Here is a 23,085-nt window from a genome sequence, read left to right on the forward strand (position 1 = left end):
CCGACCCCGGTTGAGCTTGCCCGGCTAGGGGGCTATATCCTTTGACCATGGATATTTATCATTTCTCATCTGGCGACAGCCCACTTCTGATCTCTGTCCCTCATGCGGGCACCCATCTGCCCGTGGATATCGCGGACCGCATGACGGAAAACGCAAAGACCACGCCCGACACGGATTGGCATGTGGACCGGCTCTATGATTTTGCCGACGAAGTTGGTGCCAGCCTTCTGGTGGCGACCCATTCCCGGTTTGTGGTTGATTTGAACCGGCCTGCCGATGACAAGAACCTGTATCCCGGTCAGAACACAACCGGCCTTTGCCCGGTCGACTGTTTCGACGAAAGGCCGATCTATCTGAATGAGACGGATCAGCCGAATCCGGCTGAAATCGCCCGGCGCGTGCCGCTATACTGGCAACCCTACCATGACAAATTGCGGGAAACGCTGGATCGCTTGCGGGAAAAACATGGCTATGCCCTATTATGGGATGCCCATTCCATCCGCAGCCAGGTGCCGCGCTTTTTTAGTGGCCGCCTGCCAGACCTGAATATCGGCACCGCCAATGGCAAAAGCTGTGCCGCCTCCCTGGCTGACAAGCTGCTTTCCAGAGCCTGCGAAACCAATGACTACACATCAATCCTGAATGGACGGTTCAAGGGCGGGCATATCACCCGGCATTACGGACAACCGGATGAAAACATTCATGCGGTTCAGCTGGAGCTTTCCCAGATCACCTATATGAATGAGGAACCGCCCTTTGCCTATCGGGAAGATCTGGCTGCAGGCATCAAGCCCGTGTTGCGCAACTTGATTGAGGAAATGATCAGGTTCAAACCCTGAACTAAACAAAACCGTCGGAAAACAGAGGCCAAAGAATCACCGCCCAGATAATGGCTGCATAGACCAGCGCCAGGAACACAATGGCGCTGCCAATATCTTTCGCCTTTTTTGAAAGTTCATGGCGCTCGAACGAAACCCGGTCCACCACCGCCTCGATCGCTGAATTGATCAATTCGGCAAACAAGACCAAAAACAGGCTTCCGGCCAGCATTAATTTCGATTTCGCCGTGACATCAAGAAACAAAATCACCGGCACCAAAGCCAGTGACAAGACCACTTCCTGGCGGAATGCGGTTTCCGTGCGAAAGGCCGATTTAAACCCCTCAATGGAATAACCCACCGCGTTCCAGATCCGCTTTACGGAAAAAATACTGGTGCTTCCCTTCATTCCAATCCAGCCTTTTCAAAATCTGACAGCGCGCTCAACATAGGAACCCCAAATTCCACATACAACCAAAACCAGATTTCAAATATATGACAATCGTTTATCCAGTATACCACTGACAGACCAAAGGCAGAGATCGACCAGCATTGTCTCTTTATTTTCTCTGATATAGAGATAATCTGTCAAAATTTCGCCAATTGCCTGCGTTTGAGGGACTATGGATAAAATTGACTGTATGCGTGTGTTTGTTGCCGTGGCTGCCGAGCAATCCTTTACCCAGGGCGGGCGGCGAATCGGCATATCGAACAAACAGGCCAGCAAGATGATCCAACGGTTGGAGCAGGAACTGGGATGCCAGCTGTTCAACCGGACCACCCGATCCGTCGCGCTGACAGATATCGGGCGGGCCTATTATGAGCGCTGCCAGCCCTTGCTGGATCAGTTTGACGAAGTTGAAGAAGCCGTCAAAAACCGCCATCGCACACCCGGTGGTGTTATCCGGGTGACCGCGCCAACCGGTTTTGGCGAACAGATTCTCACCCCGGCGCTGGCCCCGTTCCTGCGGCAATATCCGGAAATCCAAGTCAATCTCAACCTGACGAATGTGCCGCTATCCCTTGTAGATGAGGGCCTTGATCTGGCCATTCGGGTGGGGTCGCCCGGCGATTCAACCATGATGGCCCGGAAACTGGCCCCGATGCGGCTGGTCTTTTGCGCTGCCCCCTCCTATCTCGTGGAACATGGCCGACCGCAGAGCCCGGAAGATCTTGGCCGTCATAAATGCTTGATCGACAGCAATTTTCACAGCGGCAATCTCTGGCCGTATCAGGTTAATGGCGATATTCGTCGGGTCCGGGTCAGCGGACCTTTTGCCGCTAATACGCCAAAAGCCGCATGCGACATGGCCGTGGCCGGGCTCGGCATCTCCCTGACACCGCTTTATGCCGCAGGGCCCATGGTAGCTCGAGGAGAATTGGAATTGCTATTTGAAGAGAATGAGTTGGAAGGGGTCGGGGTCTATGCGCTCTATCCTCATAACCGTCATCTCAGCGCGCGCGTGCGTGTGCTGGTAGATTATCTGGCCGATTATTGCCGCGATTTGCCCCAATGAAACTATCTCCATTTTGGAGACATTAATTCGCCAAATAACTCAATTATCTTCCCGCTTGCCCCATAGTATCTTCCTTGCAGATCATTCATCAGGAAGGAGAGAGACCATGGCGGAAAAGCTCAAAATCTATGAGCATCCTTTGTCGGGCCATGCCCATCGGGTCGTATTATTTACCGGTTTGGTCGGCATAGAACATGAGCGGATCACAATTGATCTTCTGGCAGGGGAGCATAAGCAGGATCCCTATCTCACCGTCAATCCGACCGGTCAGGTGCCAGCGATCCGGGATGGCGATGTGATCCTGTCGGATTCCAACGCAATCCTGGTGTATCTGGCCCGCAGCTATGCCCCTGATTGGCTGCCAGACGATCCGCTGACCATGGCCCGGATCCAACGCTATCTGTCGCTGGCGGCAGGGGAACTCAGGAACGGTCCGGCACAGGCACGCATTGCAAACCTATTCGGGCTGGAAATTGACCGGGAAAAAGCTTCGGAAACCGCAATCTGGCTCTTTTGCCTATTGGAGGAAGAGCTCAAAGACCGGACCTGGCTGGTCCAGGAACGCCCGACCATTGCTGATGTGGCGCTTTATGGATACATCGCCCATGCCCCCGAAGGCGGCATTGCAATCGATCCCTATCCCGCCATGTGCCAGTGGCTGAAACGGGTTGAGGCGCTGCCAGGCTTCACCCCGATCCCGGCCTCAAAAATCGGGTTGGCCGCATGAAATCCTCCCCCTTTCATGCGGGCGAGCGCGCCCTGCAGGAGAGCCTAGATGTTGCCGATAGGATGGCGGAGATCGGCCGCAAAGTGATCCGGGACCATATGCCGGACCAACATCGGCAGTTTTTCGCGCAACTGCCCATGCTCGTGACCGGTCATCTGGATGCACAGGGACATGCCTGGGCATCGATCGTTGGTGGGCCATCAGGTTTCATTTCAAGCCCCACGGACAATAGTTTAGTGCTTGATAGCAACATCCCCCCCGGTGATCCGCTCTCAAATTCACTGGCACCGGGCCTGGAAGTAGGGCTGCTGGGCCTGGAATTCCCGACAAGACGGCGCAACCGGGCCAACGGTCAGGTTCACAGCATCTGTGCCAATGGCATTACCATCGAGATCCGGGAAAGCTTCGGCAATTGCCCGAAATATATTGAACCGTGGCATTGGGAAGAACAGGCTCTATACCATCACCCTGCCGCCCCCCTTATCGGGTTCGATGCAAAAGCCTGTCGCCTGATCGATCGGGCCACCTGCTTCTTTGTCGCAACGGCGGGGCCAGGAACGTCAGATCATCTGACCGTTGATGTGTCCCACCGCGGCGGGCCGCCCGGTTTTGTCACCCGCCACGAGGATACCCTGCTGATCCCTGACTATTCAGGGAACCGTTTTTTCAACACATTGGGCAATATCATGACCTATCCCCAAACCGGATTGACCTTTCCGGATTTCCGGACCGGTGATGTTTTACAGATGACAGGGACAGCCAGGATCATGCCAGCCGACGGCCGAGAAAGCCCCGCCACCGGCGTGGAGCGGGTCTGGCAATTCAAACCCGAGACAAAACACTGGCTGCGCGGGGCCTTGCCGGTCAGGCGTGTTGACTGAGCCGAAAAATTACCGGGCGATATGCCCGGACCGGATGACCCCGGCACAGGGATTATGGCCGATTCGATAGGCCAGTTCCGCCGGTTCCTCGATATCCCAGAGCACAAAATCCGCGCGCTTGCCCACCGTCAGGCTACCGACCCGGTCGGCCAGTCCCAATGCCCTTGCGCCATGAATGGTGATACCAGCCAGCGCCTCCGCCGGGGTCATCCGGAAGAGCGTGCAGGCCATATTCATCATCAACAAAAGAGATGTCACCGGCGCGGAGCCCGGATTGCTGTCCGTGGCAAGCGCAATCGGCACCCCATGTTCGCGGAAGGCCTCCATCGGTGGCATCTTGGTTTCGCGCAGGAAATAGAATGCCCCGGGCAGCAGCACCGCCACCGTTCCGGCCCGCGCCATGGCCTTGACCGCCTTTTCGTTGGTATATTCCAGGTGATCGGCGGAAAGACCATTATGCTTGGCCGCCAGTGCTGCCCCATCCAGGTCAGACAGTTGGTCCGCATGCAGTTTCACCGGCAGGCTATAGCGTTCCGCCGCCTGAAAGACTTTTTCCGTCTGTGCCGGCGTGAAACCGATCCCCTCACAAAAAGCATCCACCGCATCGGCCAGCCCCTGTTCCGCCACTTTGGGCAGCATCTCGGAACAGACCAGATCGATATATTCATCGGGTCTATCCTTAAATTCAGGCGGCAGCGCATGGGCGCCCAGGAAGGTGGTGCGGATGGTGATGGAATGCTGATCGGCCAATTTCCGGGCAACCCGCAGCATCTTGCATTCGGTTTCCGTATCCAGGCCATAGCCGGATTTGATCTCAACCGTGGTGACACCTTCTTCCATCAGCCGTTCCAGCCGGACCGAGGCGCTTTCCAACAACTCCTGCTCGCTGGCGGCACGGGTTGCCTGGACAGTGGAAACAATCCCGCCGCCGGCCCGGGCAATCTCTTCATAGCTGGCACCGGTCAGGCGCAATTCAAACTCTTTGGCGCGGTTACCGCCATAAACCAGATGGGTGTGGCAATCCACCAGGCCCGGCGTGATCCAGCGCCCGCCAGCATCCCGCACGTGGGTTGCCAGGGCTTCCGGCCGGTCTGGCAGTTCGCGCATGCGCCCGACCCAGGCAATCCGGTCGCCTTCAATAGCGATGGCACCATCTGGAATCGCACCATATCCATCGCCGTTGGCCATATGGCGCGCGTCCATGGTTGCCAGTTTGCCGTTGATCCAGATCGTATCCCACATGGGCCTGCCTCTCGAAAATGAAACTGCTTGAATTGCCTATTGTCCTGATTGGCATTCAAGTTGTATATACAAGCTAGATTAATCATAATGCGCCGGGCATTAAAAGCGCAATTCTAACCGCCGGGAACGAAAAATGGCCAATCGTCTTTTTGCAAAATCCGCCCTGCTGGCCGATGGCTGGGCCGAAAATATCCTGCTGGAATGGGATTGCGATGGCGATCTGACCGTTGTTCAAAGCGCTTTAGCCCCTGATGAGATTCCGGATGCGGAAATAGCCGACGGCCCAGTATTGCCCGGCATGACCAACCTGCACAGCCACGCCTTTCAGCGCGCCATGGCGGGCCTTGCCGAGCGCCAGGGCGACCCACAGGACAGTTTCTGGACCTGGCGCGAGGTGATGTATGGTTTCCTGGCCCGCATCACCCCGGAAGACGCCCAGGCCATCGCCGCCCAGCTTTACCTGGAATGCCTGAAACGCGGCTATACTGCGATCGGTGAGTTCCATTATCTCCACCATGGGCCCGGCGGCGCCCATTACGACAATATCGCGGAAATGTCCTGCCGGGTGATGCAGGCCGCCCAGGCGACCGGGATCGCGGCAACCCACCTGCCGGTGCTTTATGCCTATGGCGGTTTCGGTGCCACGCCGCTTGGCACCGCTCAACAGCGTTTCAAGAATGATCCGGACGGCATAATAGAGATCATTTCCGCCACCAGGCAGGCCTTTGCAGATAATCCCAACATCCGGGTCGGCCTGGCGCCGCACAGCCTGCGCGCTGTGGATGAGGCCTATCTAACCCAGGCAGTCACCAGCCTGCATGAGGAAGACCACACTGCGCCGGTCCATATCCATATTGCGGAACAGGTCCGCGAGGTGGAGGATTGCCTTGCCTGGTCCGGACAGCGCCCGGTGGAATGGCTCTATGACAAGATCGAGGTGGACGGGCGTTGGTGCCTGGTCCATGCCACCCATCTGACCGACGGGGAATGTGATCGGATCGCCGCATCAAAGGCCGTAGCCGGGATCTGTCCAACGACGGAGGCCAATCTGGGCGACGGCCTGTTCCCCTTCCTGCGCTTCCGGGAACAGAAAGGTATCTGGGGCATCGGGTCCGATAGCCATGTCAGCCAATGCCCGGTGGAAGAGCTGCGCCTGCTGGAATATGGCCAGCGCCTGACCCACCGTCGGCGCAATCTGGCGGCCAGTGAGACCCAACCATCCGTGGGGGCCACCCTCTGGACCGAGGCGGCACATGGTGGCGCGCAAGCCCTGGCCCGCAATGCAGGAACCATCGCTGTTGGCAAACGGGCCGATCTGATCGTGCTGGACGCGGATCATGTGAACCTGCATGGCAAAAACGGGGATCAGATCCTGGATGCCCTGGTCTTTTCCGGGAATGATAATCTCATCCGGGATGTCATGGTCGGCGGCCATTGGCGCATCCGGGAGCGGACCCATCCGCTGGAATCAGAGATCCGCACCCGTTTCAAGGCGGTGCTTGAGCGGCTGACCGCCTGATCCGAAGGCCGCCCGGTAGGCCAGCGGGGCAATCCCCACCTGTTTGCGGAAATGATGGCGCAGGGTTTCCGGCGTGTTCAACCCGCTGAGCTGCGCAATCTGCTCCACATTGAAATCTGTGGTCTCCAATAATTCCCGCGCATAGGCCACACGCTCCGCCGTTAGCCAGGCCAGCGGGCTTTGACCGGTCCCGTCCTTGAACCGGCGAATGAGCGTACGCAGGCTAAAGCCCGCTTCCCCAGCCATGCGTGTGACAGTCCATTCCTGATCCAGCTGACGGCGGACCCGGTCCATCAGTCCCGACAGATCCCCGCCGCCGGACCTGGCCACGGGCTTTGGCACGAACTGCGCCTGACCGCCCTCCCGATGGGCTGGCAGGACCAAGCGCCTTGCAACGGAATTGGCGACCTCCACACCAAAGCGCCGCCGCACGATATGCAGACAGAGATCCAGCCCGGCCGCCGAGCCTGCGGAGGTAAGCACCTGCCCCTCATCCACATACAGCACATCCGGTTCCAGGGTGATCTCGGGAAAGCGCCGATGGAAAGCATCGGTGTATCGCCAATGGGTTGTCGCCCGCCGCCCCGCCAACAGCCCCGCTTCCGCCAGCACAAAGACACCGGAACAGATGGAGGCGACCATGGCCCCGCGCGCCACCGCCCGCTGCAACAGGCCAATCACCGCCGGATCCACCGGTGCATCCGGCGAGGGCCAGCCCGGCACAATGATCAAATCCGCCTCTTCCCCCATTTCCAGATCGTGCGAAGCCTGGACCATCAATCCGCCATCCATGGCAAAGGGGCCCTTTTCCCGGGCAATCACCGCAAAACGATACCAATCTACATCCAGCTCCGGGCGCTTGCGGCCAAACACCTCGACACAGATGCCGAACTCAAAAGTGCAAAGGCCGTCATAGGCCAATATGCAGGCCAAGGGGCCGTTTTGGTCAATGTTTCTCATAATGGCACTTTATTAACGCATATTGTCATTCACGCCAATAGACGAAATATGCGCCGGTACCTATCCTCCAGGAACCAAACAACATCCGCCGAAAGGAATGATAAAAATGGCCAGTCCGGTTACCGAAACACCCGCCGCCCCCTCCGATAAGGCACTTGACCATTTCAAGGCGCGCCTTGGGTTCGAGGCGGATTGCTGGGACACCCATGAAGCCATGGCGACCGGCAATCATGATTTCATCCTGCTGGATGTGCGCCCGCCCGATTGTTATGAGGCAGCTCATGTGCCCGGTGCCATCAACCTGCCCCACCGCAAGATCATCCAACGCAAGATGGCGGAATTTCCGGCCAACACCCTGTTTGTGGTCTATTGCGAGGGGCCCCATTGCAACGGGGCCAACAAGGCGGCGATCCGCCTGGCCGAATTGGGCCTGCCGGTCAAGGAAATGATCGGCGGCATGACCGGCTGGGCCGATGAGGGCTTTGACTTTGCAAACGGTCCAGAACCGGGCCATGTGCGGCAAAAATGATCAGTTTGTCGCCGCATCCATGGGCGGGACCAGAAGGCTGGCATCGATCCGTTTGTCGAACCAGTTGACCCGCCAGTCGAGATGCGCGCCGGTCGAGCGGCCGGTCGACCCCACGGTGCCGAGCCGCTCGCCCTTTTTCACGAACTGCCCGACCGCCACCTCAACCTTGTCCAGATGCAGGAAACCGGAGGCCAGCCCATGGCCGTGATCCAACAGGATCGTGCCGCCGGAATAATAAAGGTCCGGTTCCGCCAATGTGACTATGCCGGAGGCCGGAGCCAGGACCGGTGTTCCCTTGGGCGCTGCGATATCAATGCCGTAATGGGGCTGTTTCGGCTGGCCGTTCAGCACCCGCTGTGATCCGTAAACACCGGAGATGCGGCCCTTGGCCGGCCAGATGAAACCCTCCAGGAACCAGGTCGTATCCCGGTCGATTTTCCTGGTTTCCCTTACCTTCGCTGCCTCCGCACGGATGCGTTTCAGCAGGCTCTCCGGCGGCGTCACCTTTTTGGGCGGCAGACCGTCAATGCGCTGAATCTGATAGTCCCGTATGACGATGGAAAGCGGACGTGTTTCCGCACTGCCGTCGGGATAACGGATTTCCAGCGCCATGGCCGTTGGATCATCCCGGTGAAAGCCGATGATGAAGTCACCGTTTTTTGAGACCCGCACCTGCCGACCGTCAAACTGAATGGTCGTACCTGGCAAGGTCTTGCCAATCACCAAACCACCCTGAGTGAAATTCCCGTCCAATTGCGTGCGGTCATCAGCCCTGGCTGTGCCAAGCGCCAGCATCAGCCCCAGGAAAACACCCATCCATTTCATAACAAGCTTCCCTGTCTGTTTTCCGGCTTGGCTTCCGCCTCGTCCGGTTTTGCCGCTTCCGTTTTCTTGGCCTTGGCTTTCGGTTTCGGCTGGGTCCTTTTTGTGATGACATCGGCAAAGCTGCCCGCGCCAAAAACCACATCCACACCGCCATCCTGGAAACCGACCGAGCCATTGCCCGCCGCATGGGCCGCTTCCGCGGTGCTGATCACCTGCCCGTTTTCATCCCGGACCACGGCATAACCGCGCTTCAGGACATTTTGATAGGATAGTGCCTCCAACTGCGCATCCAGCCGTTCCAGATGACGGTTCCCATCGGTTGCGATCCGGCCAAAGGCCTGATCCAGCCGCTCGCCCAGCCGCCGGTCCTCATAACGCCGTTCCGCCTGCCGCCTGGCTTGATTAAGGGCGGTATTCAGTCGCTCGCCCAACCCAGCCAGCCGTTCGGCCTTATGGTCCAGCACTTCACGCGGGGAACGCAACCGGCTGCCGGCCAGCGCCGTGCGCTGTTCTAGGCTGCGCAGGCCCGCCTGCCAGCCAAGGCCCAGCCGCTCCGCATAATCATCCAATCGCTGGGACGCCACCTGCAGCAGACTATCCGGTTTCGGCAGGCCGCGGCCCAACCCTTCCAGATGGCGGGCGGTTTCCTGCAGTTGACGATTGAGGCCGCTGATCGCCCGCCGGTCCATATCCTTAACCATGGCAATGAGGTCGGTGCGCACCGGTACGGCCATTTCCGCCGCCGCCGTCGGGGTCGGCGCGCGCCGGTCGGACGCAAAATCGATCAAGGTGGTATCGGTTTCATGGCCAACTGCGGAGATCAGCGGAATTTCGCTTGCCGCCGCCGCGCGCACCACCACTTCCTCGTTAAAGGCCCAAAGATCTTCCAGGCTGCCGCCGCCCCTGGCGACGATCAACAGATCGGGCCTTGGCACCTTGCCGCCATCGGGCAGCCGGTTGAACCCTGCAATGGCGCGCGCCACCTGTTCCGCCGCACCTTCCCCCTGGACCATGACCGGCCAGAGCAATACATGGCGCGGGAAGCGGTCTTTCAGCCGGTGCAGGATATCGCGGATGACAGCCCCTGTGGGCGAGGTCACAACGCCGATCACCTGGGGCAGGAAAGGAAGCGGACGCTTGCGTTCCTCCGCAAACAGGCCTTCGGCGGCCAGTTTCTTGCGCCGTTCTTCCAGCAGTTTCAGGAGCGCGCCCTCCCCCGCCAGTTCCATGCTCTCGATCACGATCTGGTATTTCGAGCGACCGGGATAGGTGGTCAATTTGCCGGTCACCACCACTTCCAGCCCGTCTTCCGGCAACACCGACAGTTTCGAGGCCTGCCCGCGCCAGCAGATCCCATCAATGACCGAATCGGTATCTTTCAGCGCCATATACATGTGGCCGGAGGCCGCCCGCTTGAAACCGGAAATCTCACCCCTCAGCCGGACATAGGAAAAGGCATCCTCGACCGTGCGTTTCAGCACGAGAGAGAGCTCTGTCACCGTCAATTCGGGCAGGTTGCTGGCAGGCTTTTTTTCCGCCTTGGGTTCCGGCGGTGCGTCAAACAAATCCATCATAACAGTATTCTATTGCTCATCGTCGCTATGGCAAAGGCCAATGGAACGGTCGTCATGCACCATCACCAGACGCATTCCACTCCGCATGAACCTTATAAAGCGCCAGGATCTTCTGGATAGTTTCATGGTCACAGCCCATATCCTGGATATTAGCGGTGACATTCTGTCTCAGCATCTGGCGCCGTGCCTCGATAATGGCCTGGCGTTGTTTCTTATCCAGATCCTCGCGCATCTCGGCCAGCTGTTTATAGACGGCCGGCATCAGGGCCATGAAGTTGGCCTGGTATTTCTGCACGGTCTCTTCATTCATCTGGCCGCATCTTGTGGCGACGATCTCGGCGGTGACGAACCGGTCAAAGATTTTCAGGACATCCTGATCCTCCGCACCCGCTTGGGAGAGCAGGATCGGCAGAACCGCACAGCTAAGCGCAAAAGACCGGACAGCACGCAACAACATTTGATACCTCAAGACTGGTTCCCTAAATTTCGACGGACCCGCAAACCTAAAGAGACAAGCCCTGTTTCACAATATCGCGTTTGAAAGGTCGTCAATTGGGGTGAGCCATGCTAAAACCCCGCCCAGAAGAAACCATCTTTGCAATTTTCATCGCTAGAGAGACTGAATTCCCATGAAAATTCTCGTCGTTGGTTCCGGTGGCCGGGAACATGCCCTTTGCTGGGCGATCGCCAAATCCGATCAGTGCGAGCAGCTGTTTTGCGCGCCCGGCAATGCCGGCATCCGGGATGTGGCCGAATGCGTTGCCATCAAGGCCGAGGATGTGGAAGGGATTGTCCAGTTTTCCATGGACCAGAGCATCGATTTGGTCGTGATCGGCCCCGAAGCGCCGCTGGTGCTGGGCCTGGCCGACAAGCTGGATGCGGTCGGGATTAAATCCTTCGGCCCCAGTGCAGCGGCAGCCGAATTGGAAGGCTCCAAAGGCTTCATGAAGGATATCCTGGCGAAATATGAAATCCCCACCGCCGAATATCAGCGCTTCACCGATGTGGAAGCCGCCCGCGCCTATGTGAAAGAAAAGGGCGCGCCCATCGTGGTCAAAACCGACGGCCTGGCCGCCGGTAAAGGGGTCACCGTCGCCCAGAGCCTGGAAGAAGCCCTGAAAGCCGTGGATGATGCCATGGTCGGCGGCACCTTTGGCGATGCGGGCGCGGAAGTGGTGATCGAGGAATGCATGGTCGGCGAAGAGCTTTCCTTCTTTGCGATCTGTGACGGGATGACCGCCCGCGCCTTTGGTTCCGCCCAAGATCACAAAGCGGTTTTCGACGGCGACAAAGGCCCCAATACCGGCGGCATGGGCGCCTACAGCCCCGCCCCGGTCTGCACGCCTGAAATCGAAGCCCAGATCATGGAAACCATTATCACGCCCTTGATGATCGGCATGGCCAATGAGGGCAAACCCTATAAAGGGGTTTTGTTCGCAGGCCTGATGATTACGGTTCAGGGCCCGAAGGTGATCGAATTTAATGTGCGTTTCGGCGATCCGGAATGCCAGGTCCTGATGATGCGCCTGGGCAACGACATCCTGGCGCTGCTGGACGCTTCCGCCAGCGGCGCGCTGGACCAGGCGCGTCCCGCTTGGAAGGATGAAACCGCCCTGACCGTGGTCATGGCCGCCGACGGCTATCCGGGTGCTTATGAGAAAAACACCGTGATCCGAAATCTGGATGCCGCGCAAGCGGATGAAGCGGTCACTATTTTCCATGCAGGCACCGCGCTTGGCGAAAATGGCGATCTGCTGGCCACCGGAGGCCGGGTCTTGAATGTGACCGCACGCGCAGATTCCGTCACCGATGCACAAGCCAAGGCCTATGAGGCCGTCAATAAGGTGAATTGGCCTCACGGCTATTTTCGCACCGATATCGGCTGGCGCGCGGTCGGGCGGGAAAAAGCGGAAAACTGACGGCAGGGAAGGATAGGACTGCCATGACCTCAGCGGATTTCATTCGCGAACATAGCTGGCTGGTGGCAGCCTTCATCCTCTTTATCGTGGTTCTGTTCGGCCTGCTCCGGCGGGTTGCCAAAGGCCGATCAGGCAAAGCCGGGCGTGAAAATTCAGCAGACCGCCATCACCCGGATGAACTGCCCGATCTCACGGAAAATTTGCGGCGGGTGAAGATCGTCACCATATTCGCCGGAGGCTGCATTATCGGCTTTACCCTGTGGGCCGTGTTCAATAGCCTGTCACAATAAACGCAATACCAACGGAGCGCCTGTTTCATGGACACCCAAACCCTGCTCAACGATCTGGTTAAAAAGGCTCTGGCAAAAGGGGCCGATGCCGCAGACGCGCTGGGCGCCACCGCCATTTCCGTCTCCCATGCCCAACGGCTTGGCAAGATGGAGAAGCTGGAGCGGTCGGAGGCCCATGATCTGGGTTTGAGAGTTCTCGTGGGCCAGCGCCAAGCCATGGTTTCCAGCAATGACTGGGACACCGCCTCGCTCGATACCCTGGTGGATCAGGCGATCGCCATGGCCAAGGCCGTTCCGGAAGATCAATATGTCGGCTTGGCTGATCCGGATCAGTTGTTCACCGGCCAACCCAAGGATCTGGATCTCTATGATGCCCAGGAGCCGGATGCGGAGACCCTGATCGAGCGTGCGCGCATTGTCGAGGAAGCGGCCCTGGCCGTAGACGGCATCACCAATTCGGAGGGTGCAGAGGCAGACTGGAACCAGTGGGAAGTCAATCTGGTCGCGTCCAACGGTTTTTCCGGCACTTATCGCAACAGCCGCCACGGGGTGGGCGTGTCTGTTCTGGCGGGCAGCGGTGTCGAGATGGAAACCGATTATGATTTCAAAAATGTGATCCACGGGTCTGATCTCGGCAATCTGGACGAGATCGGCCGGACCGCTGGCAACAAGGCGGTTGCCAAGCTGGGGCCAAAAAAGATTGGCACCGCTGCCATGCCGATGATTTTTGATCCGCGCATATCAAACGGCCTTGCCCGGCATCTGACCAGCGCGATCAACGGGGCCTCCATCGCACGCGGCACCAGCTTCCTGAAGGACAAACTGGGCCAGGCCGTCATGGCCAGCAGCATCACCATTGTCGAGGACCCGCACCGCCTGCGCGGCCTGGGTTCCAAACCTTTTGATGCGGAAGGCCTGGCCAACCATGCCAAGAAACTGGTGGATGCCGGTCAGTTGACCACCTGGGTCCTGGATCTGCGGACCGCGCGCCAGCTGGGCATGGAAAGCACCGGCAACGCGGCACGCGGTGTCGGCTCACCGCCCTCGCCCGCCACCACCAATGTACATATTGAAGCAGGCCAGCTCTCGCCGGAAGACTTGATGGCGGATATCAAGCAGGGTTTCTATATCACCAGCCTGATGGGCATGGGGGTGAATGGCGTTACCGGCGACTATAGCCGGGGCGCTTCCGGTTTCGCCATCATCGATGGCAAGATTGCCTATCCGGTCAGCGAAGTGACCATCGCGGGCAATCTGAAAGACATGTTCATGGAAATGACGGCGGCCAGCGACCTTGAGTTTAAATATAGCTGCAATGCGCCCACTATCCGCATCGATGGCATGACCCTGGCCGGGATGTGACGGTCCGGCTGCCCGCAGTGATCACAGCGCCTGAAAAGCCAGGGCGATTCCATGGGTATTACCAGGCTGAACCAGAATAGAACCATCCCCATGGCGTAGATGCCCGACACCATTGCAGGAAAGCACCGCTTCCGTCCGATCAGTATCCTCCACCGCGATACTGGCAGCCAGGATCGTGCCATCCTCCAGAGGCCCCACCCATTCCAGGCCGGGATAGAGCTGATCCATCTGATCGGGGTGAATGAAGACCAATTTGCCGCCACCAGTTTCAACGATCAACCGGCCCGGCTGGCGGACCACCGGTTCTTGAAAGAAGCTTTCATAGACCGCGGCCAGGCTCTCTGGATCCTGATGCAGGATCACATAGGCATGAACAGCCTTTGCGCCATTTTCATGGGCCATCCATTCCGGCCGCCAGACCAAATCCGGTGTCAGATGCTGGCATAGGAAACCGGAAAAGCCTGGCAGGTTTCCGTCTTTGGGATGCATCAGCTTGAAGGCTGGTTTGACATCGCCTTCCGGCATTTCCAACAATCTGGCCAGATCCTGAACCGGCTGCATGTCAAACCCGGCGGCTTTCAGATGCCGGGCGGTCATATCCGCATCATCACTGCGCAGAACCAGTTTCAAAAACCCTTCCCGTATGCGGATGAAATCATTCAGCCCCGCATCAAATTGGGTGGGGTCAACAATGCCCAGGATCTCCAGATAATCCGGCCCGAACATGATGCAATAGTTGGCGGTGCCCCAGCCGATATGGCGGCCCCTGCGGGTCACGGTGAACCCCAGTTTCAAATAGGTCTCCCGGGCCGCCTCCAGATCACGCACCCCAATGATGGAATGATCAATTCCCGCAATCGCTGTCTTGGATGACATGATACATTCCCCCTGAAAAATGGATGTTGATCGCTCAGACGGCTGTTTCACGCAGTCGGCGGGCATGACGCTGCCGCTCGAAAGTGAACAGGATCAGCCCGGCCCAGATGAAACCAAAGGTTATCATATCCGACACCGTCACCGTTTCGCCATACAGGGTGGTCGCCAGGATGAAAAGGCCGCTGGGCGTAATATAAAACAGCATTCCCACGGTCGAGATCGGCAGGCGTCTTGCGGCTGCTACATAACAAAGCAACGGCACCGCAGTCATGATCCCAGCCCCCAAGAGTAACAGATCCGTTGACAGATCCCCGACCAGGAACTGGCCCGTCCCGGTCTGATACAGCCACAGCATATAACCCAGAGCAAATGGCAGGATAAGCAACGTTTCCACAAACAGGCCCGGCACCGCAGAAACAGTCACCATCTTGCGAAGCGCACCATAGGCCCCAAAAGTGACCGCTAGGCTGACCCCGATCCAGGGGAAGGTATCAAATGCAAAACCGGCATAAACAACCCCTGTCGCCGCCAAACCGACCGCGAACCATTGGCCCAGGCGCAATTTCTCCCGAAACAAGGTGAGACCGGCTAGAACATTCACGAGAGGATTGAGGAAATAGCCCATGCTGGCCTGAAGAACCTCGCCATGGGTAACCGACCAAATATAGACACCCCAGTTAAAGCTGATCATCGCCATAGAAAGGGCCAGCAGGGCCAGGGTGCGCGGCTGCCGGAACACCTTGAAGGCCTCACGCAGCTCCCGATTATAGGCCAGCACCAGGGCGCAGATGGGCGCCGTCCATAAAGCGCGATGGGCCAGTATTTCCACCGCATCCACATGATCAAGCCGTTCCCAATAAAGCGGGAACAGTGCCCAGATGCCAAACGCGGTCAGCCCGAAAAACAGGCCTGCCCGGTTCTCATCGCCTGTTACGGCGGAAGGTGAAATCTTGTCCATCCCCAGTCATTGGCATCAATTTGTTTGATGCTCAAGCGTCCTTTTCGCTGCAGCTATTGTGAAAGAATGGAAACAGTCCGGTCTGGACGGACCGCTAAAACCTCCTTTTGCGACAACAGGAAAGCCAGACCATCGCCATCGGTGGAAAGCGCCAGGTGCGGCAGCATGCGATAGGTTCTGGAGACAGAGAAATCCATTTCCGTTTCCGCCACCTTTGCCAACAGGGCCTGCTGTGCCTGCTCAATGGCCTTGGGCGTATCACCCGCCGGATAGCCAGCGATATCCAACTCAACCACGACCGGGATTTTTTCCGCCGCCAAGTCAGCGCTTTCGTCCTGGCAAGCCGATAGAAAGAAAATAGCTCCCAGTAGAAAGACAGAAAAATGAGCCTGTTTCAGAAAGGTCATTGCGCTTCTTTTCCTATTGAATAATGGCGGTCACGCCATCTTGATCGGAGGATAATCCGCCATCGACCGGCATGGTTCCCGTTTCCGTCTTTTTCGGTACCGGTTTTGGTTTCGGCGTGATGATTGGGTCTAGGACCGGCGGCGATTTTTCACTGGTGCTGGGTTTCTGCCCAGGCCCCGGCAGCTCCACCATCGGAATGCCGGTATTTCCAACAAGCCTGTTTGAACGCAGCGAGGCCAACAGCTGATCAACCGTCATCTCCGGGGAACGCCCCCGAATCAGGGCGATGGCCCCGCTCACGTGGGGAGCCGCCATCGAGGTGCCGCTCAAATACCAATAGCCACGCATATCCGCCGACGACATGATCTGCACCCCGGGCGCAAAGAAGTCCAAATAAGGAGACCAGTTCGAAAACTCCGCGACCGCATAATGGTCATCAACCGCCCCGACACTGACAATCGATGGCGCGCAGGCGGGCAGGCTCAGGAAATTCTCCTTGCCGGCATTGCCCGACGCCGACACCAGAATGATGCCTTTCGCCCGGAACAAACGGGCGAAAGCCTCAAAAGGATTATCCGCGCAAAGGCTGTTCGACCCTTCCGAAGCCCCCAGGCTGAGATTGACCGCGGCCAGGGAAACACCCTCGTTCAAGACCAGATGCATCAGATAATCCAGCCCGGCCAGGATATCAGACGCATGGCCCATGCCATCTTCCTTCAGGACTTTCAGGGCAATGATGCTTGCTTTTGGCGCCACCCCACGCAAACCCGGTTCGGAACCGGCCGCGATCCCGGCCACATGGGTGCCGTGCTTGTTATCCGTCTGCGCCGCTCCTGCGCCATACATGCTGTCGCCGCCATTGGGGCAGGCTTTCCTGGTAAAGCAGGCTTCTCGGATCACACGACCGCCAAAAAACCGATGGCCCGCATCCACGCCCGCATCAAGGACGGCAATGGTCTGCCCATGGCCTTCCCCATGGCTGGCCCAAAAGGCCGGCGCGGAAATCATCGGCACACTGTCGGTAAGGGAAACCCCCATCGGCACATCCGACCAGACACGCATATTTTCTGAATAATCCCTGAGCGCTGCCAGCCCTTTGGCATCCACTGAATAGGCCGCGACGGGAAGATAACGATACTGGCGCAAGGCACGGGCATCCCCACCGAACTTTTCAACATGGCTCAACAGAGAGGCAATTTCCTTTTCCCGGTCGGCGGTTCCTGTGATGGCGCTTTCCAGATCCTCCGGCCGGATCTCACCGGTAATCGGCTGCCACTCACCGGCCAGGACGGTTACCCGCCCGCTCTCCGCAGCCCGTTCCGTCAATTGGGCAAAATCATCCGCATGAACCGATGGCAAATTGGCCATTGATCCGATCAACAGCATTACGATGCCGTTGATCCCTCCAGACAATCCGTTTGATAAGTATCGGGCCATAACCATATCCTGCAACAGGAATGAAACTCGTCCGGCATTATGAAAAGGCGGCACCCTTTTTTCAGCCGGTTACTGCCGCAACCCCATCATACACCGAATTACAGGAAAATTCTCTTTATCCAGTCCATTGTTATCGTTGAAAAATATACGCACTCCACCCCATTAAATTGCAAAATTATTGATTTGAAGCCTATCAAATGCCATACTGGCTCTGCGTTCGGGATGGTTTTGGGAGGCGGATGAACGCATTTCAATACGCCTTTCCCCGCATGTTCCGAACGGATTTGGGGAAGAAGACCTATGACGAGCCCGTATTTGGACAAGCCACGCAGGCCCATCCTGCAGGCCCTCAAAGACCGAGGCATGTCTCCGGAAGATATCGGCTGGAGACTGGGGACTGAAGATTCCTCTTCATCACGATCACCACCCGCAAGGCCCGGCCGCTTTCAAGGTTGGGGCTTCAACATATTGGCCTGCCTTCTGATCATTGCCGGTGGTCTTGCCGTCACCTTTTCCCTGATTCAGCACGAAGCGGAAATCGCCCAAAAAGACAATCTGATCCCACTCTCTCCTACCGAGGAAATTGACCTGGACAAAATCATGCCGGCTGCCGGACCGCCTGAGCGGCACCGCCCTGCCCGACAGGAAACGGCCCCGGATGACATAGAGCCGCAAATGCTGGACCCTACCGCCCCGCTGGACAGCCTAGACATAAAATAAAAAAGGCGCCGGTTTCCCAGCGCCTTTTGAAAATCGGAAAGAAACAAGGAATCAGCCCAACTTCAATTCCTTGAAGAAATCGTTGCCTTTATTGTCAATCACGACAAAGGCTGGGAAATCCTCCACATGGATCTTGCGGATCGCCTCCATACCCAATTCCTCATATTCCACCAACTCGATGGATTTGATGCAATCCTGGGCCAGCCTTGCCGCCGGACCACCAATGGAACCCAAATAGAAACCACCATGTTTCTGACAGGCCTCACGCACCTGCGGGCTGCGGTTGCCCTTGGCCAACATCACCATGGAGCCGCCCGCCGCCTGGAACTGATCGACAAAGCTGTCCATTCTTCCGGCCGTGGTCGGGCCGAAGGAACCGGAGGCAAAACCTTCCGGTGTCTTGGCGGGACCGGCATAATAAATCGGGTGATCCTTGAAATACTGCGGCAGTGCTTCGCCCCGATCCAGGCGCTCGCGCAGTTTGTTATGCGCCGCATCACGCGCCACGATGATGGTGCCGGTCAGAGAGAGCCTGGTCTTCACCGGACAACCATCCAGGATCTTGAGGACCTCGGACATGGGCTGGTTGAGGTCGATCTTGACCACGTCGCCTTCCAGATGATCATCGGTCACCTCCGGCAGATAATTTGCCGGATTGGTTTCCAATTCCTCCAGGAAGATCCCGTCCTTTGTAATCTTGCCCAGTGCCTGACGGTCTGCGGAACAGGAAACCGCCAGCCCGATCGGCAGGCTGGCCCCATGGCGCGGCAGGCGGATCACCCGCACGTCATGGCAGAAATATTTCCCGCCAAACTGTGCGCCAATCCCCATATTACGGGTCATTTCATGAACGATCTCTTCCATCTCAAGATCCCGGAAAGCCTGGCCCTTGTCACCACCGCTGGTCGGCAGGTTATCCAGATAGCGCGCACTGGCCAGTTTCGCCGTCTTCAAATTCATCTCAGCACTGGTGCCGCCAATGACGATGGCCAGATGATAGGGCGGGCATGCGGCCGTACCCAATGTCCGGATCTTCTCTTCCAGGAAACCGATCATCCGGTCTTTTTGAAGATAACTGGGGGTTGCCTGGAACAGGAATGTCTTGTTGGCCGAGCCGCCGCCTTTGGCCATGAACAGGAATTTATAGGCATCTTCGCCCTCGGCAAAGAGGTCGATCTGGGCGGGCAGGTTGTTCTTGGTATTGGTTTCTTCGAACATGGAGACGGGCGAGACCTGGCTGTAGCGCAGATTGCGCTTGGCATAGGCGTCCAGCACCCCCTGCCCCAGCGCCGCATCATCCGCGCCTTTAGTCCAGATCCGTCGGCCCTTCTTGCCCATAATGATCGCGGTGCCGGTATCCTGGCACATGGGTAGCACCCCGCCCGCCGCGATATTGGCGTTTTTCAAAAGATCCAGGGCCACGAAGTGATCGTTGGGCGAGGCATCCTTGTCATCCAGGATATTGCGCAACTGTTGCAGATGACCGGGACGCAGCAGATGGTTGATATCCATGAAAGCCTGTTCACAGAGCAGGCGGATACCCTCCGGATCAACCTTGATGATCTCTTCACCGTCGAATTCGGTGGTGGTCACATAATCACTGCTGAGTTTTTTATAGCGGGTATTGTCCGGTCCCAACGGAAACAGACCATCCTGAGGTGTAGCCGTCATTTTATCCTCTGACCTTGCCGGTCATTCCTGATGTTTTAGCCGGCTGGCAGGCGCCCCCGGCATATAAAAAAGCCCGGAAAAAGGGTCCGGGCTGATTTGAGCATACGCTCGTTATTTGTTTTTGCGGAAGGCGTCCAGGGCAACCACATTGTTGCCGCCACCCGAATCATCCCCGTCACCATCAGAATCGCCTTCCGGAGAAGCCTCCTCCTGGCGCACATCATCCTGGGCAAAGGACGGTTCGGCACCAAGCTGGTCGGCACCATAAGAATCATCTTCCGGATCCACATGGAACTGCAGGCCGAAATTGACCGACGGATCGGCAAAGGTGATCAACGCGTCAAAGGGAATGCGCAGATGCTCCAGTTTCTGATTGAAACTGAGATCGACTTCGAAGCCTTCGGCATCCGATTGCAGGCCCCAATATTGGTGCTGCAACACGATGGTCATTTCCTCGGGATAACGCTCGCGCAGATTCGCGGGCATGATCACGTCAGGATGATCGGTACGGAAGGTGATGTAGAAATGATGTTCGCCTGCCAGTCCGTCTTTCGCCGCCTTTTCCAAGGCCTGGCGCACCACGGACCGCATTGCGGTTTCGACCATCTCGTTATACCCGAGTAAATCTTCCGTCATACCCTCTCGCTACCTATCTGCCTTCAGGTTTTTGATCATCCAATTTGAACAATCTGTCCGGCAGGACTTTAGCGCCTTGATTTCCGGCCATCAACCTGAGTTTTACCAATACTCTGTCGGTTAGCAGAATGCTGGGACTTCCGCAACACGACAATCGCCACAATACCACCGTCACAGCCTTACACCGTCACTATAGGATCGAAACCCTTAACAATTCGTGCATGATTGGCGGCCTGCGGATCAATGGGGGATTCTGTTGCCAGGCTCCCCCGAGCCCCGCCTGAAGTGATCAGACCTCAGGACTTAAATTCGGTCTTAGAAGACTGCTTACGCAGCAACTGCAACCTGATCATTGTTGTCGTTTGCAACTATAATCTGGCCCGATAACGGCGGTACCATGCCGAGTGCAGACAAAATCTTTACCACGCGCGTCGATCCTAATTCGCCCCCACTGACACCATCTGATCAGGATGGTTGTGTCGTTGGTGGAGGCGCCGGGTACCGCCCCCGGGTCCGCTGCGCTTATTCCATTAGGCCCTGTAACACCATAGTCGGTTGCCCGACATCCCTTATATAGGGGTTCGGACCTGGGATGAAAAGGCCGAATGGCGTAACTGTTTGGTATCATCCCCTGCGGGCCGGTTGCTTATTTACCCGCTATCATCTCACTGCGGGCCTTGTGACCGAGCAACGCCGGAAATGCGATGGCGTCCAAGCCCAGTTTCATCACCAGCATCAATGTACCGGTCACCAGCGCATCCAAGAACCAGGCCAGATAGGGCCCCGCACTGCCCCAGAATTCCGGCAGATCCATCAGGACCGGTAGGGTCCAAAGCCCGGTTGCGGCATGCAGGCCAAGCCCGATCCAAAAGCCCACGCAATAAGGGCAGCGCCATTGTTCATAGAGGGTTTGCAACGGCTGGGGCAGCAGGCCGAGCAGGCGGTTGAACCAGCTGCCCCATTCCGGCAGCTTCATCCAGATCAGAATATAAAGTGCCCATCCGATCAAGGCGTTGGTAAAATCCAGTTCCATCGCTCAGATCCTTTCGATTTTGATGGCCTCAACCAAATTCATGCGACTGTCGGGGGTCTCCAGTATCTCAGCCGTGCGAATCCCAAAACCGGCCCTGGTCAGGCAAGCGGCCAGCGCGCCACCCGTCATCCCCCGTCCGTCTTCTTCGAAAATCTCTTCCACTGCCAGGAACCGGCCGCCGGTTTTTAAAACCCTGGTCACCTCTGCGAGACCCGCCGGGATGTCCGACCAATGATGCAGGGAATTGACCGCCCAGGCGACCGACACTGTCTCCCGGTCGAGGGGTAGATTTTCTGCGGTTGCTTCGACAAAACGTGTCCGCTCAGCGCCTGTTAGACCGTCTGTTTGCTCTATCGCCGCCGCAATCATGGTCGCCGAGGGGTCGACCCCGATCAGCTCCCCCACAGTCACGTCGGCCAAAGCCGCGCGCAGGGCCGATCCGCTACCGCAGCCGATATCCAGCACTGTGTCGACAGGCTTCAGTTGCGCGCGCTGCGCCGTGATCCCGTTAATGGGATGTTCGCCATAGTTCCGGATGTACCAAAGGGCATTTTCCTCCGTCCATTGCCCTCTTTCTTCCACACCGGTATGTCGGCTCTTATGGTCTGTCATGATTCATTCCTTTTGTTCGTCTAACTAACTTATTAAGTTTAAAAATGGGGCAGGTCGGAACCTGCCCTGCCCGAAGATGCTTCGGCCTATGTTTAGCGTGCCCTTCCGGTGATTTTGTCCAGGCAGATCGCAAGTTGTGCCTGTTCTTCCGGGGTCAAGGTCGCATTGATACGATCAACTGCCTCCTGATATACCACTTCTTCCTGGGTCAGGCAGGCCCTGGCCAATGGCGTCAGGACAATATGCTGCGCCCTGGCATCGAACTGGCACGGAAAACGCTGAACCAGCCCTTTTTTCTCCAGTTTGGCGACGGCCACACTGGCGGAGGCCTTATTCACCCCCAAGACCGCTACAAGATCCTGCAAATGGTGGCCATCATCCGAGACATCACTATGTGATCCGGTTTTAGCGATCTTGTCCCCATCCAGGCGTTCGATCCCCCGAAGATACTCATATTCGCTGTGAGAGAGCTTACCCGGCCGTTTGGCTGGGTCATTCCAAAGGCGCCCCAAATACCGGTAAAGCTGATCGAGAGACTGTTCCAGAGACATGGTCCATCCAACTTAGTTCG

General features: G+C 57.5%; 25 protein-coding genes and 1 other RNA gene. 10 read left to right on the forward strand and 16 right to left on the reverse strand.

Annotated features, from left to right (window positions below; translation table 11 throughout):
• Positions 1 to 47: 47 nt before the first annotated feature.
• Positions 48 to 839, forward strand: coding sequence for an N-formylglutamate deformylase (hutG, locus tag DFP90_RS03845; protein ID WP_115935070.1), 792 nt, complete (start codon positions 48 to 50; stop codon positions 837 to 839).
• 1 nt (position 840) lies between these two features.
• On the opposite strand, the gene DFP90_RS03850 is transcribed toward hutG, so the two are convergent.
• On the reverse strand, positions 841 to 1,227 hold the full coding sequence (locus DFP90_RS03850; protein ID WP_115935071.1) for a diacylglycerol kinase: 387 nt from the start codon (positions 1,225 to 1,227) through the stop codon (positions 841 to 843).
• A 232-nt stretch (positions 1,228 to 1,459) separates the two neighbouring features.
• On the opposite strand from DFP90_RS03850, the gene DFP90_RS03855 reads away from it, so the two are divergent.
• The 3 genes from DFP90_RS03855 (at position 1,460) to DFP90_RS03865 (ending at position 3,943) form a co-directional block, all read left to right on the forward strand.
• Positions 1,460 to 2,335, forward strand: a complete 876-nt coding sequence (locus DFP90_RS03855) for a LysR family transcriptional regulator (protein ID WP_218044561.1) — start codon at positions 1,460 to 1,462, stop codon at positions 2,333 to 2,335.
• 106 nt (positions 2,336 to 2,441) lie between these two features.
• Positions 2,442 to 3,062 (forward strand): glutathione S-transferase family protein, encoded by a 621-nt coding sequence (locus DFP90_RS03860; protein ID WP_115935073.1) that lies wholly within the window; start codon positions 2,442 to 2,444, stop codon positions 3,060 to 3,062.
• A complete protein-coding gene (locus tag DFP90_RS03865) occupies positions 3,059 to 3,943 on the forward strand; it encodes a pyridoxamine 5'-phosphate oxidase family protein (RefSeq protein ID WP_115935074.1) in 885 nt (294 codons plus the stop codon). Before DFP90_RS03860 ends, DFP90_RS03865 begins: the two co-directional genes overlap by 4 nt.
• A gap of 9 nt (positions 3,944 to 3,952) precedes the next feature.
• Here DFP90_RS03865 and hutI read toward each other — a convergent pair whose 3' ends face one another.
• Entirely contained in the window at positions 3,953 to 5,185 is a 1,233-nt protein-coding gene (gene hutI, locus DFP90_RS03870) for an imidazolonepropionase (protein ID WP_115935075.1), read from the reverse strand.
• A gap of 133 nt (positions 5,186 to 5,318) precedes the next feature.
• Between hutI and DFP90_RS03875 the strand changes: the two genes are divergently transcribed.
• Complete coding sequence (locus DFP90_RS03875; protein ID WP_115935076.1) at positions 5,319 to 6,704, forward strand: formimidoylglutamate deiminase; 1,386 nt, start codon at positions 5,319 to 5,321, stop codon at positions 6,702 to 6,704.
• On the opposite strand, the gene ftrA is transcribed toward DFP90_RS03875, so the two are convergent.
• On the reverse strand, positions 6,654 to 7,664 hold the full coding sequence (ftrA, locus tag DFP90_RS03880; RefSeq protein WP_115935077.1) for a transcriptional regulator FtrA: 1,011 nt from the start codon (positions 7,662 to 7,664) through the stop codon (positions 6,654 to 6,656). The genes DFP90_RS03875 and ftrA overlap by 51 nt on opposite strands.
• A 106-nt stretch (positions 7,665 to 7,770) precedes the next feature.
• Between ftrA and DFP90_RS03885 the strand changes: the two genes are divergently transcribed.
• Positions 7,771 to 8,193, forward strand: a complete 423-nt coding sequence (locus DFP90_RS03885) for a rhodanese-like domain-containing protein (RefSeq protein ID WP_115935078.1) — start codon at positions 7,771 to 7,773, stop codon at positions 8,191 to 8,193.
• Here the strand turns inward: DFP90_RS03885 and DFP90_RS03890 are convergent, their stop codons facing one another.
• The 3 genes from DFP90_RS03890 to DFP90_RS03900 are packed head-to-tail and all read right to left on the reverse strand — an operon-like array spanning position 8,194 to position 11,049.
• Entirely contained in the window at positions 8,194 to 9,018 is an 825-nt protein-coding gene (locus DFP90_RS03890) for a M23 family metallopeptidase (protein ID WP_115935079.1), read from the reverse strand.
• Positions 9,015 to 10,592, reverse strand: coding sequence for an exodeoxyribonuclease VII large subunit (xseA, locus tag DFP90_RS03895; RefSeq protein ID WP_425452142.1), 1,578 nt, complete (start codon positions 10,590 to 10,592; stop codon positions 9,015 to 9,017). Before xseA ends, DFP90_RS03890 begins: the two co-directional genes overlap by 4 nt.
• 52 nt (positions 10,593 to 10,644) lie before the next feature.
• Positions 10,645 to 11,049 carry a hypothetical protein gene (locus tag DFP90_RS03900; RefSeq protein ID WP_115935080.1) on the reverse strand — a complete coding sequence of 135 codons (405 nt, stop codon included), beginning with the start codon at positions 11,047 to 11,049 and terminating at the stop codon, positions 10,645 to 10,647.
• A 172-nt stretch (positions 11,050 to 11,221) separates the two neighbouring features.
• On the opposite strand from DFP90_RS03900, the gene purD reads away from it, so the two are divergent.
• From purD to DFP90_RS03915, 3 genes are read left to right on the forward strand one after another with little or no spacing between them, the layout of a single operon-like run.
• Entirely contained in the window at positions 11,222 to 12,511 is a 1,290-nt protein-coding gene (purD, locus tag DFP90_RS03905; RefSeq protein ID WP_115935081.1) for a phosphoribosylamine--glycine ligase, read from the forward strand.
• 23 nt (positions 12,512 to 12,534) lie between these two features.
• Positions 12,535 to 12,801, forward strand: a complete 267-nt coding sequence (locus tag DFP90_RS03910; RefSeq protein WP_115935082.1) for a hypothetical protein — start codon at positions 12,535 to 12,537, stop codon at positions 12,799 to 12,801.
• Between the two features lie 27 nt (positions 12,802 to 12,828).
• Entirely contained in the window at positions 12,829 to 14,163 is a 1,335-nt protein-coding gene (locus DFP90_RS03915) for a TldD/PmbA family protein (protein WP_115935083.1), read from the forward strand.
• A gap of 21 nt (positions 14,164 to 14,184) precedes the next feature.
• On the opposite strand, the gene DFP90_RS03920 is transcribed toward DFP90_RS03915, so the two are convergent.
• The 4 genes from DFP90_RS03920 to DFP90_RS03935 are packed head-to-tail and all read right to left on the reverse strand — an operon-like array spanning position 14,185 to position 17,842.
• Positions 14,185 to 15,039 carry a VOC family protein gene (locus DFP90_RS03920; protein ID WP_181905173.1) on the reverse strand — a complete coding sequence of 285 codons (855 nt, stop codon included), beginning with the start codon at positions 15,037 to 15,039 and terminating at the stop codon, positions 14,185 to 14,187.
• A gap of 34 nt (positions 15,040 to 15,073) precedes the next feature.
• Complete coding sequence (gene rarD / locus DFP90_RS03925; protein WP_115935085.1) at positions 15,074 to 15,997, reverse strand: EamA family transporter RarD; 924 nt, start codon at positions 15,995 to 15,997, stop codon at positions 15,074 to 15,076.
• A gap of 53 nt (positions 15,998 to 16,050) precedes the next feature.
• Positions 16,051 to 16,404: a hypothetical protein gene (locus DFP90_RS03930; protein WP_115935086.1), complete on the reverse strand. Its 354-nt coding sequence runs from the start codon at positions 16,402 to 16,404 to the stop codon at positions 16,051 to 16,053.
• 13 nt (positions 16,405 to 16,417) lie between these two features.
• Positions 16,418 to 17,842 carry a S8 family peptidase gene (locus DFP90_RS03935; RefSeq protein ID WP_181905174.1) on the reverse strand — a complete coding sequence of 475 codons (1,425 nt, stop codon included), beginning with the start codon at positions 17,840 to 17,842 and terminating at the stop codon, positions 16,418 to 16,420.
• Positions 17,843 to 18,142: 300 nt separating this feature from the next.
• Here DFP90_RS03935 and DFP90_RS22655 point away from each other — a divergent pair, with 300 nt between their 5' ends.
• Entirely contained in the window at positions 18,143 to 18,562 is a 420-nt protein-coding gene (locus DFP90_RS22655) for a hypothetical protein (protein WP_147300928.1), read from the forward strand.
• 51 nt (positions 18,563 to 18,613) lie between these two features.
• Here DFP90_RS22655 and DFP90_RS03950 read toward each other — a convergent pair whose 3' ends face one another.
• The 6 genes from DFP90_RS03950 to DFP90_RS03975 form a co-directional block, all read right to left on the reverse strand.
• Positions 18,614 to 20,233, reverse strand: a complete 1,620-nt coding sequence (locus tag DFP90_RS03950) for a fumarate hydratase (protein WP_115935090.1) — start codon at positions 20,231 to 20,233, stop codon at positions 18,614 to 18,616.
• A gap of 111 nt (positions 20,234 to 20,344) precedes the next feature.
• A complete protein-coding gene (locus DFP90_RS03955; RefSeq protein WP_115935091.1) occupies positions 20,345 to 20,869 on the reverse strand; it encodes an SspB family protein in 525 nt (174 codons plus the stop codon).
• A 242-nt stretch (positions 20,870 to 21,111) separates the two neighbouring features.
• Positions 21,112 to 21,472: a transfer-messenger RNA gene (ssrA, locus tag DFP90_RS03960) on the reverse strand.
• Positions 21,473 to 21,515: 43 nt separating this feature from the next.
• Positions 21,516 to 21,902, reverse strand: a complete 387-nt coding sequence (locus DFP90_RS03965; RefSeq protein WP_218044562.1) for a hypothetical protein — start codon at positions 21,900 to 21,902, stop codon at positions 21,516 to 21,518.
• A gap of 3 nt (positions 21,903 to 21,905) precedes the next feature.
• A complete protein-coding gene (locus DFP90_RS03970) occupies positions 21,906 to 22,514 on the reverse strand; it encodes a class I SAM-dependent methyltransferase (protein WP_115935092.1) in 609 nt (202 codons plus the stop codon).
• Positions 22,515 to 22,606: 92 nt separating this feature from the next.
• Positions 22,607 to 23,065 carry a MarR family winged helix-turn-helix transcriptional regulator gene (locus DFP90_RS03975; RefSeq protein ID WP_115935093.1) on the reverse strand — a complete coding sequence of 153 codons (459 nt, stop codon included), beginning with the start codon at positions 23,063 to 23,065 and terminating at the stop codon, positions 22,607 to 22,609.
• Positions 23,066 to 23,085 lie beyond the last annotated feature (20 nt).

This window comes from Aestuariispira insulae (assembly GCF_003385955.1).
GTDB classification, from domain to species: Bacteria; Pseudomonadota; Alphaproteobacteria; order UBA8366; family Aestuariispiraceae; genus Aestuariispira; species Aestuariispira insulae.

Excerpts from the sequence above, each read along its gene's own strand:
- hutG (WP_115935070.1), top strand. The coding sequence starts at position 48 with ATGGATATTTATCATTTCTCATCTGGCGACAGCCCACTTCTGATCTCT.
- DFP90_RS03850 (WP_115935071.1), bottom strand. The coding sequence starts at position 1,227 with ATGAAGGGAAGCACCAGTATTTTTTCCGTAAAGCGGATCTGGAACGCG.
- DFP90_RS03855 (WP_218044561.1), top strand. The coding sequence starts at position 1,460 with ATGCGTGTGTTTGTTGCCGTGGCTGCCGAGCAATCCTTTACCCAGGGC.
- DFP90_RS03860 (WP_115935073.1), top strand. The coding sequence starts at position 2,442 with ATGGCGGAAAAGCTCAAAATCTATGAGCATCCTTTGTCGGGCCATGCC.
- DFP90_RS03865 (WP_115935074.1), top strand. The coding sequence starts at position 3,059 with ATGAAATCCTCCCCCTTTCATGCGGGCGAGCGCGCCCTGCAGGAGAGC.
- hutI (WP_115935075.1), bottom strand. The coding sequence starts at position 5,185 with ATGTGGGATACGATCTGGATCAACGGCAAACTGGCAACCATGGACGCG.
- DFP90_RS03875 (WP_115935076.1), top strand. The coding sequence starts at position 5,319 with ATGGCCAATCGTCTTTTTGCAAAATCCGCCCTGCTGGCCGATGGCTGG.
- ftrA (WP_115935077.1), bottom strand. The coding sequence starts at position 7,664 with ATGAGAAACATTGACCAAAACGGCCCCTTGGCCTGCATATTGGCCTAT.
- DFP90_RS03885 (WP_115935078.1), top strand. The coding sequence starts at position 7,771 with ATGGCCAGTCCGGTTACCGAAACACCCGCCGCCCCCTCCGATAAGGCA.
- DFP90_RS03890 (WP_115935079.1), bottom strand. The coding sequence starts at position 9,018 with ATGAAATGGATGGGTGTTTTCCTGGGGCTGATGCTGGCGCTTGGCACA.
- xseA (WP_425452142.1), bottom strand. The coding sequence starts at position 10,592 with ATGATGGATTTGTTTGACGCACCGCCGGAACCCAAGGCGGAAAAAAAG.
- DFP90_RS03900 (WP_115935080.1), bottom strand. The coding sequence starts at position 11,049 with ATGTTGTTGCGTGCTGTCCGGTCTTTTGCGCTTAGCTGTGCGGTTCTG.
- purD (WP_115935081.1), top strand. The coding sequence starts at position 11,222 with ATGAAAATTCTCGTCGTTGGTTCCGGTGGCCGGGAACATGCCCTTTGC.
- DFP90_RS03910 (WP_115935082.1), top strand. The coding sequence starts at position 12,535 with ATGACCTCAGCGGATTTCATTCGCGAACATAGCTGGCTGGTGGCAGCC.
- DFP90_RS03915 (WP_115935083.1), top strand. The coding sequence starts at position 12,829 with ATGGACACCCAAACCCTGCTCAACGATCTGGTTAAAAAGGCTCTGGCA.
- DFP90_RS03920 (WP_181905173.1), bottom strand. The coding sequence starts at position 15,039 with ATGTCATCCAAGACAGCGATTGCGGGAATTGATCATTCCATCATTGGG.
- rarD (WP_115935085.1), bottom strand. The coding sequence starts at position 15,997 with ATGGACAAGATTTCACCTTCCGCCGTAACAGGCGATGAGAACCGGGCA.
- DFP90_RS03930 (WP_115935086.1), bottom strand. The coding sequence starts at position 16,404 with ATGACCTTTCTGAAACAGGCTCATTTTTCTGTCTTTCTACTGGGAGCT.
- DFP90_RS03935 (WP_181905174.1), bottom strand. The coding sequence starts at position 17,842 with ATGGCCCGATACTTATCAAACGGATTGTCTGGAGGGATCAACGGCATC.
- DFP90_RS22655 (WP_147300928.1), top strand. The coding sequence starts at position 18,143 with ATGACGAGCCCGTATTTGGACAAGCCACGCAGGCCCATCCTGCAGGCC.
- DFP90_RS03950 (WP_115935090.1), bottom strand. The coding sequence starts at position 20,233 with ATGACGGCTACACCTCAGGATGGTCTGTTTCCGTTGGGACCGGACAAT.
- DFP90_RS03955 (WP_115935091.1), bottom strand. The coding sequence starts at position 20,869 with ATGACGGAAGATTTACTCGGGTATAACGAGATGGTCGAAACCGCAATG.
- DFP90_RS03965 (WP_218044562.1), bottom strand. The coding sequence starts at position 21,902 with ATGGAACTGGATTTTACCAACGCCTTGATCGGATGGGCACTTTATATT.
- DFP90_RS03970 (WP_115935092.1), bottom strand. The coding sequence starts at position 22,514 with ATGACAGACCATAAGAGCCGACATACCGGTGTGGAAGAAAGAGGGCAA.
- DFP90_RS03975 (WP_115935093.1), bottom strand. The coding sequence starts at position 23,065 with ATGTCTCTGGAACAGTCTCTCGATCAGCTTTACCGGTATTTGGGGCGC.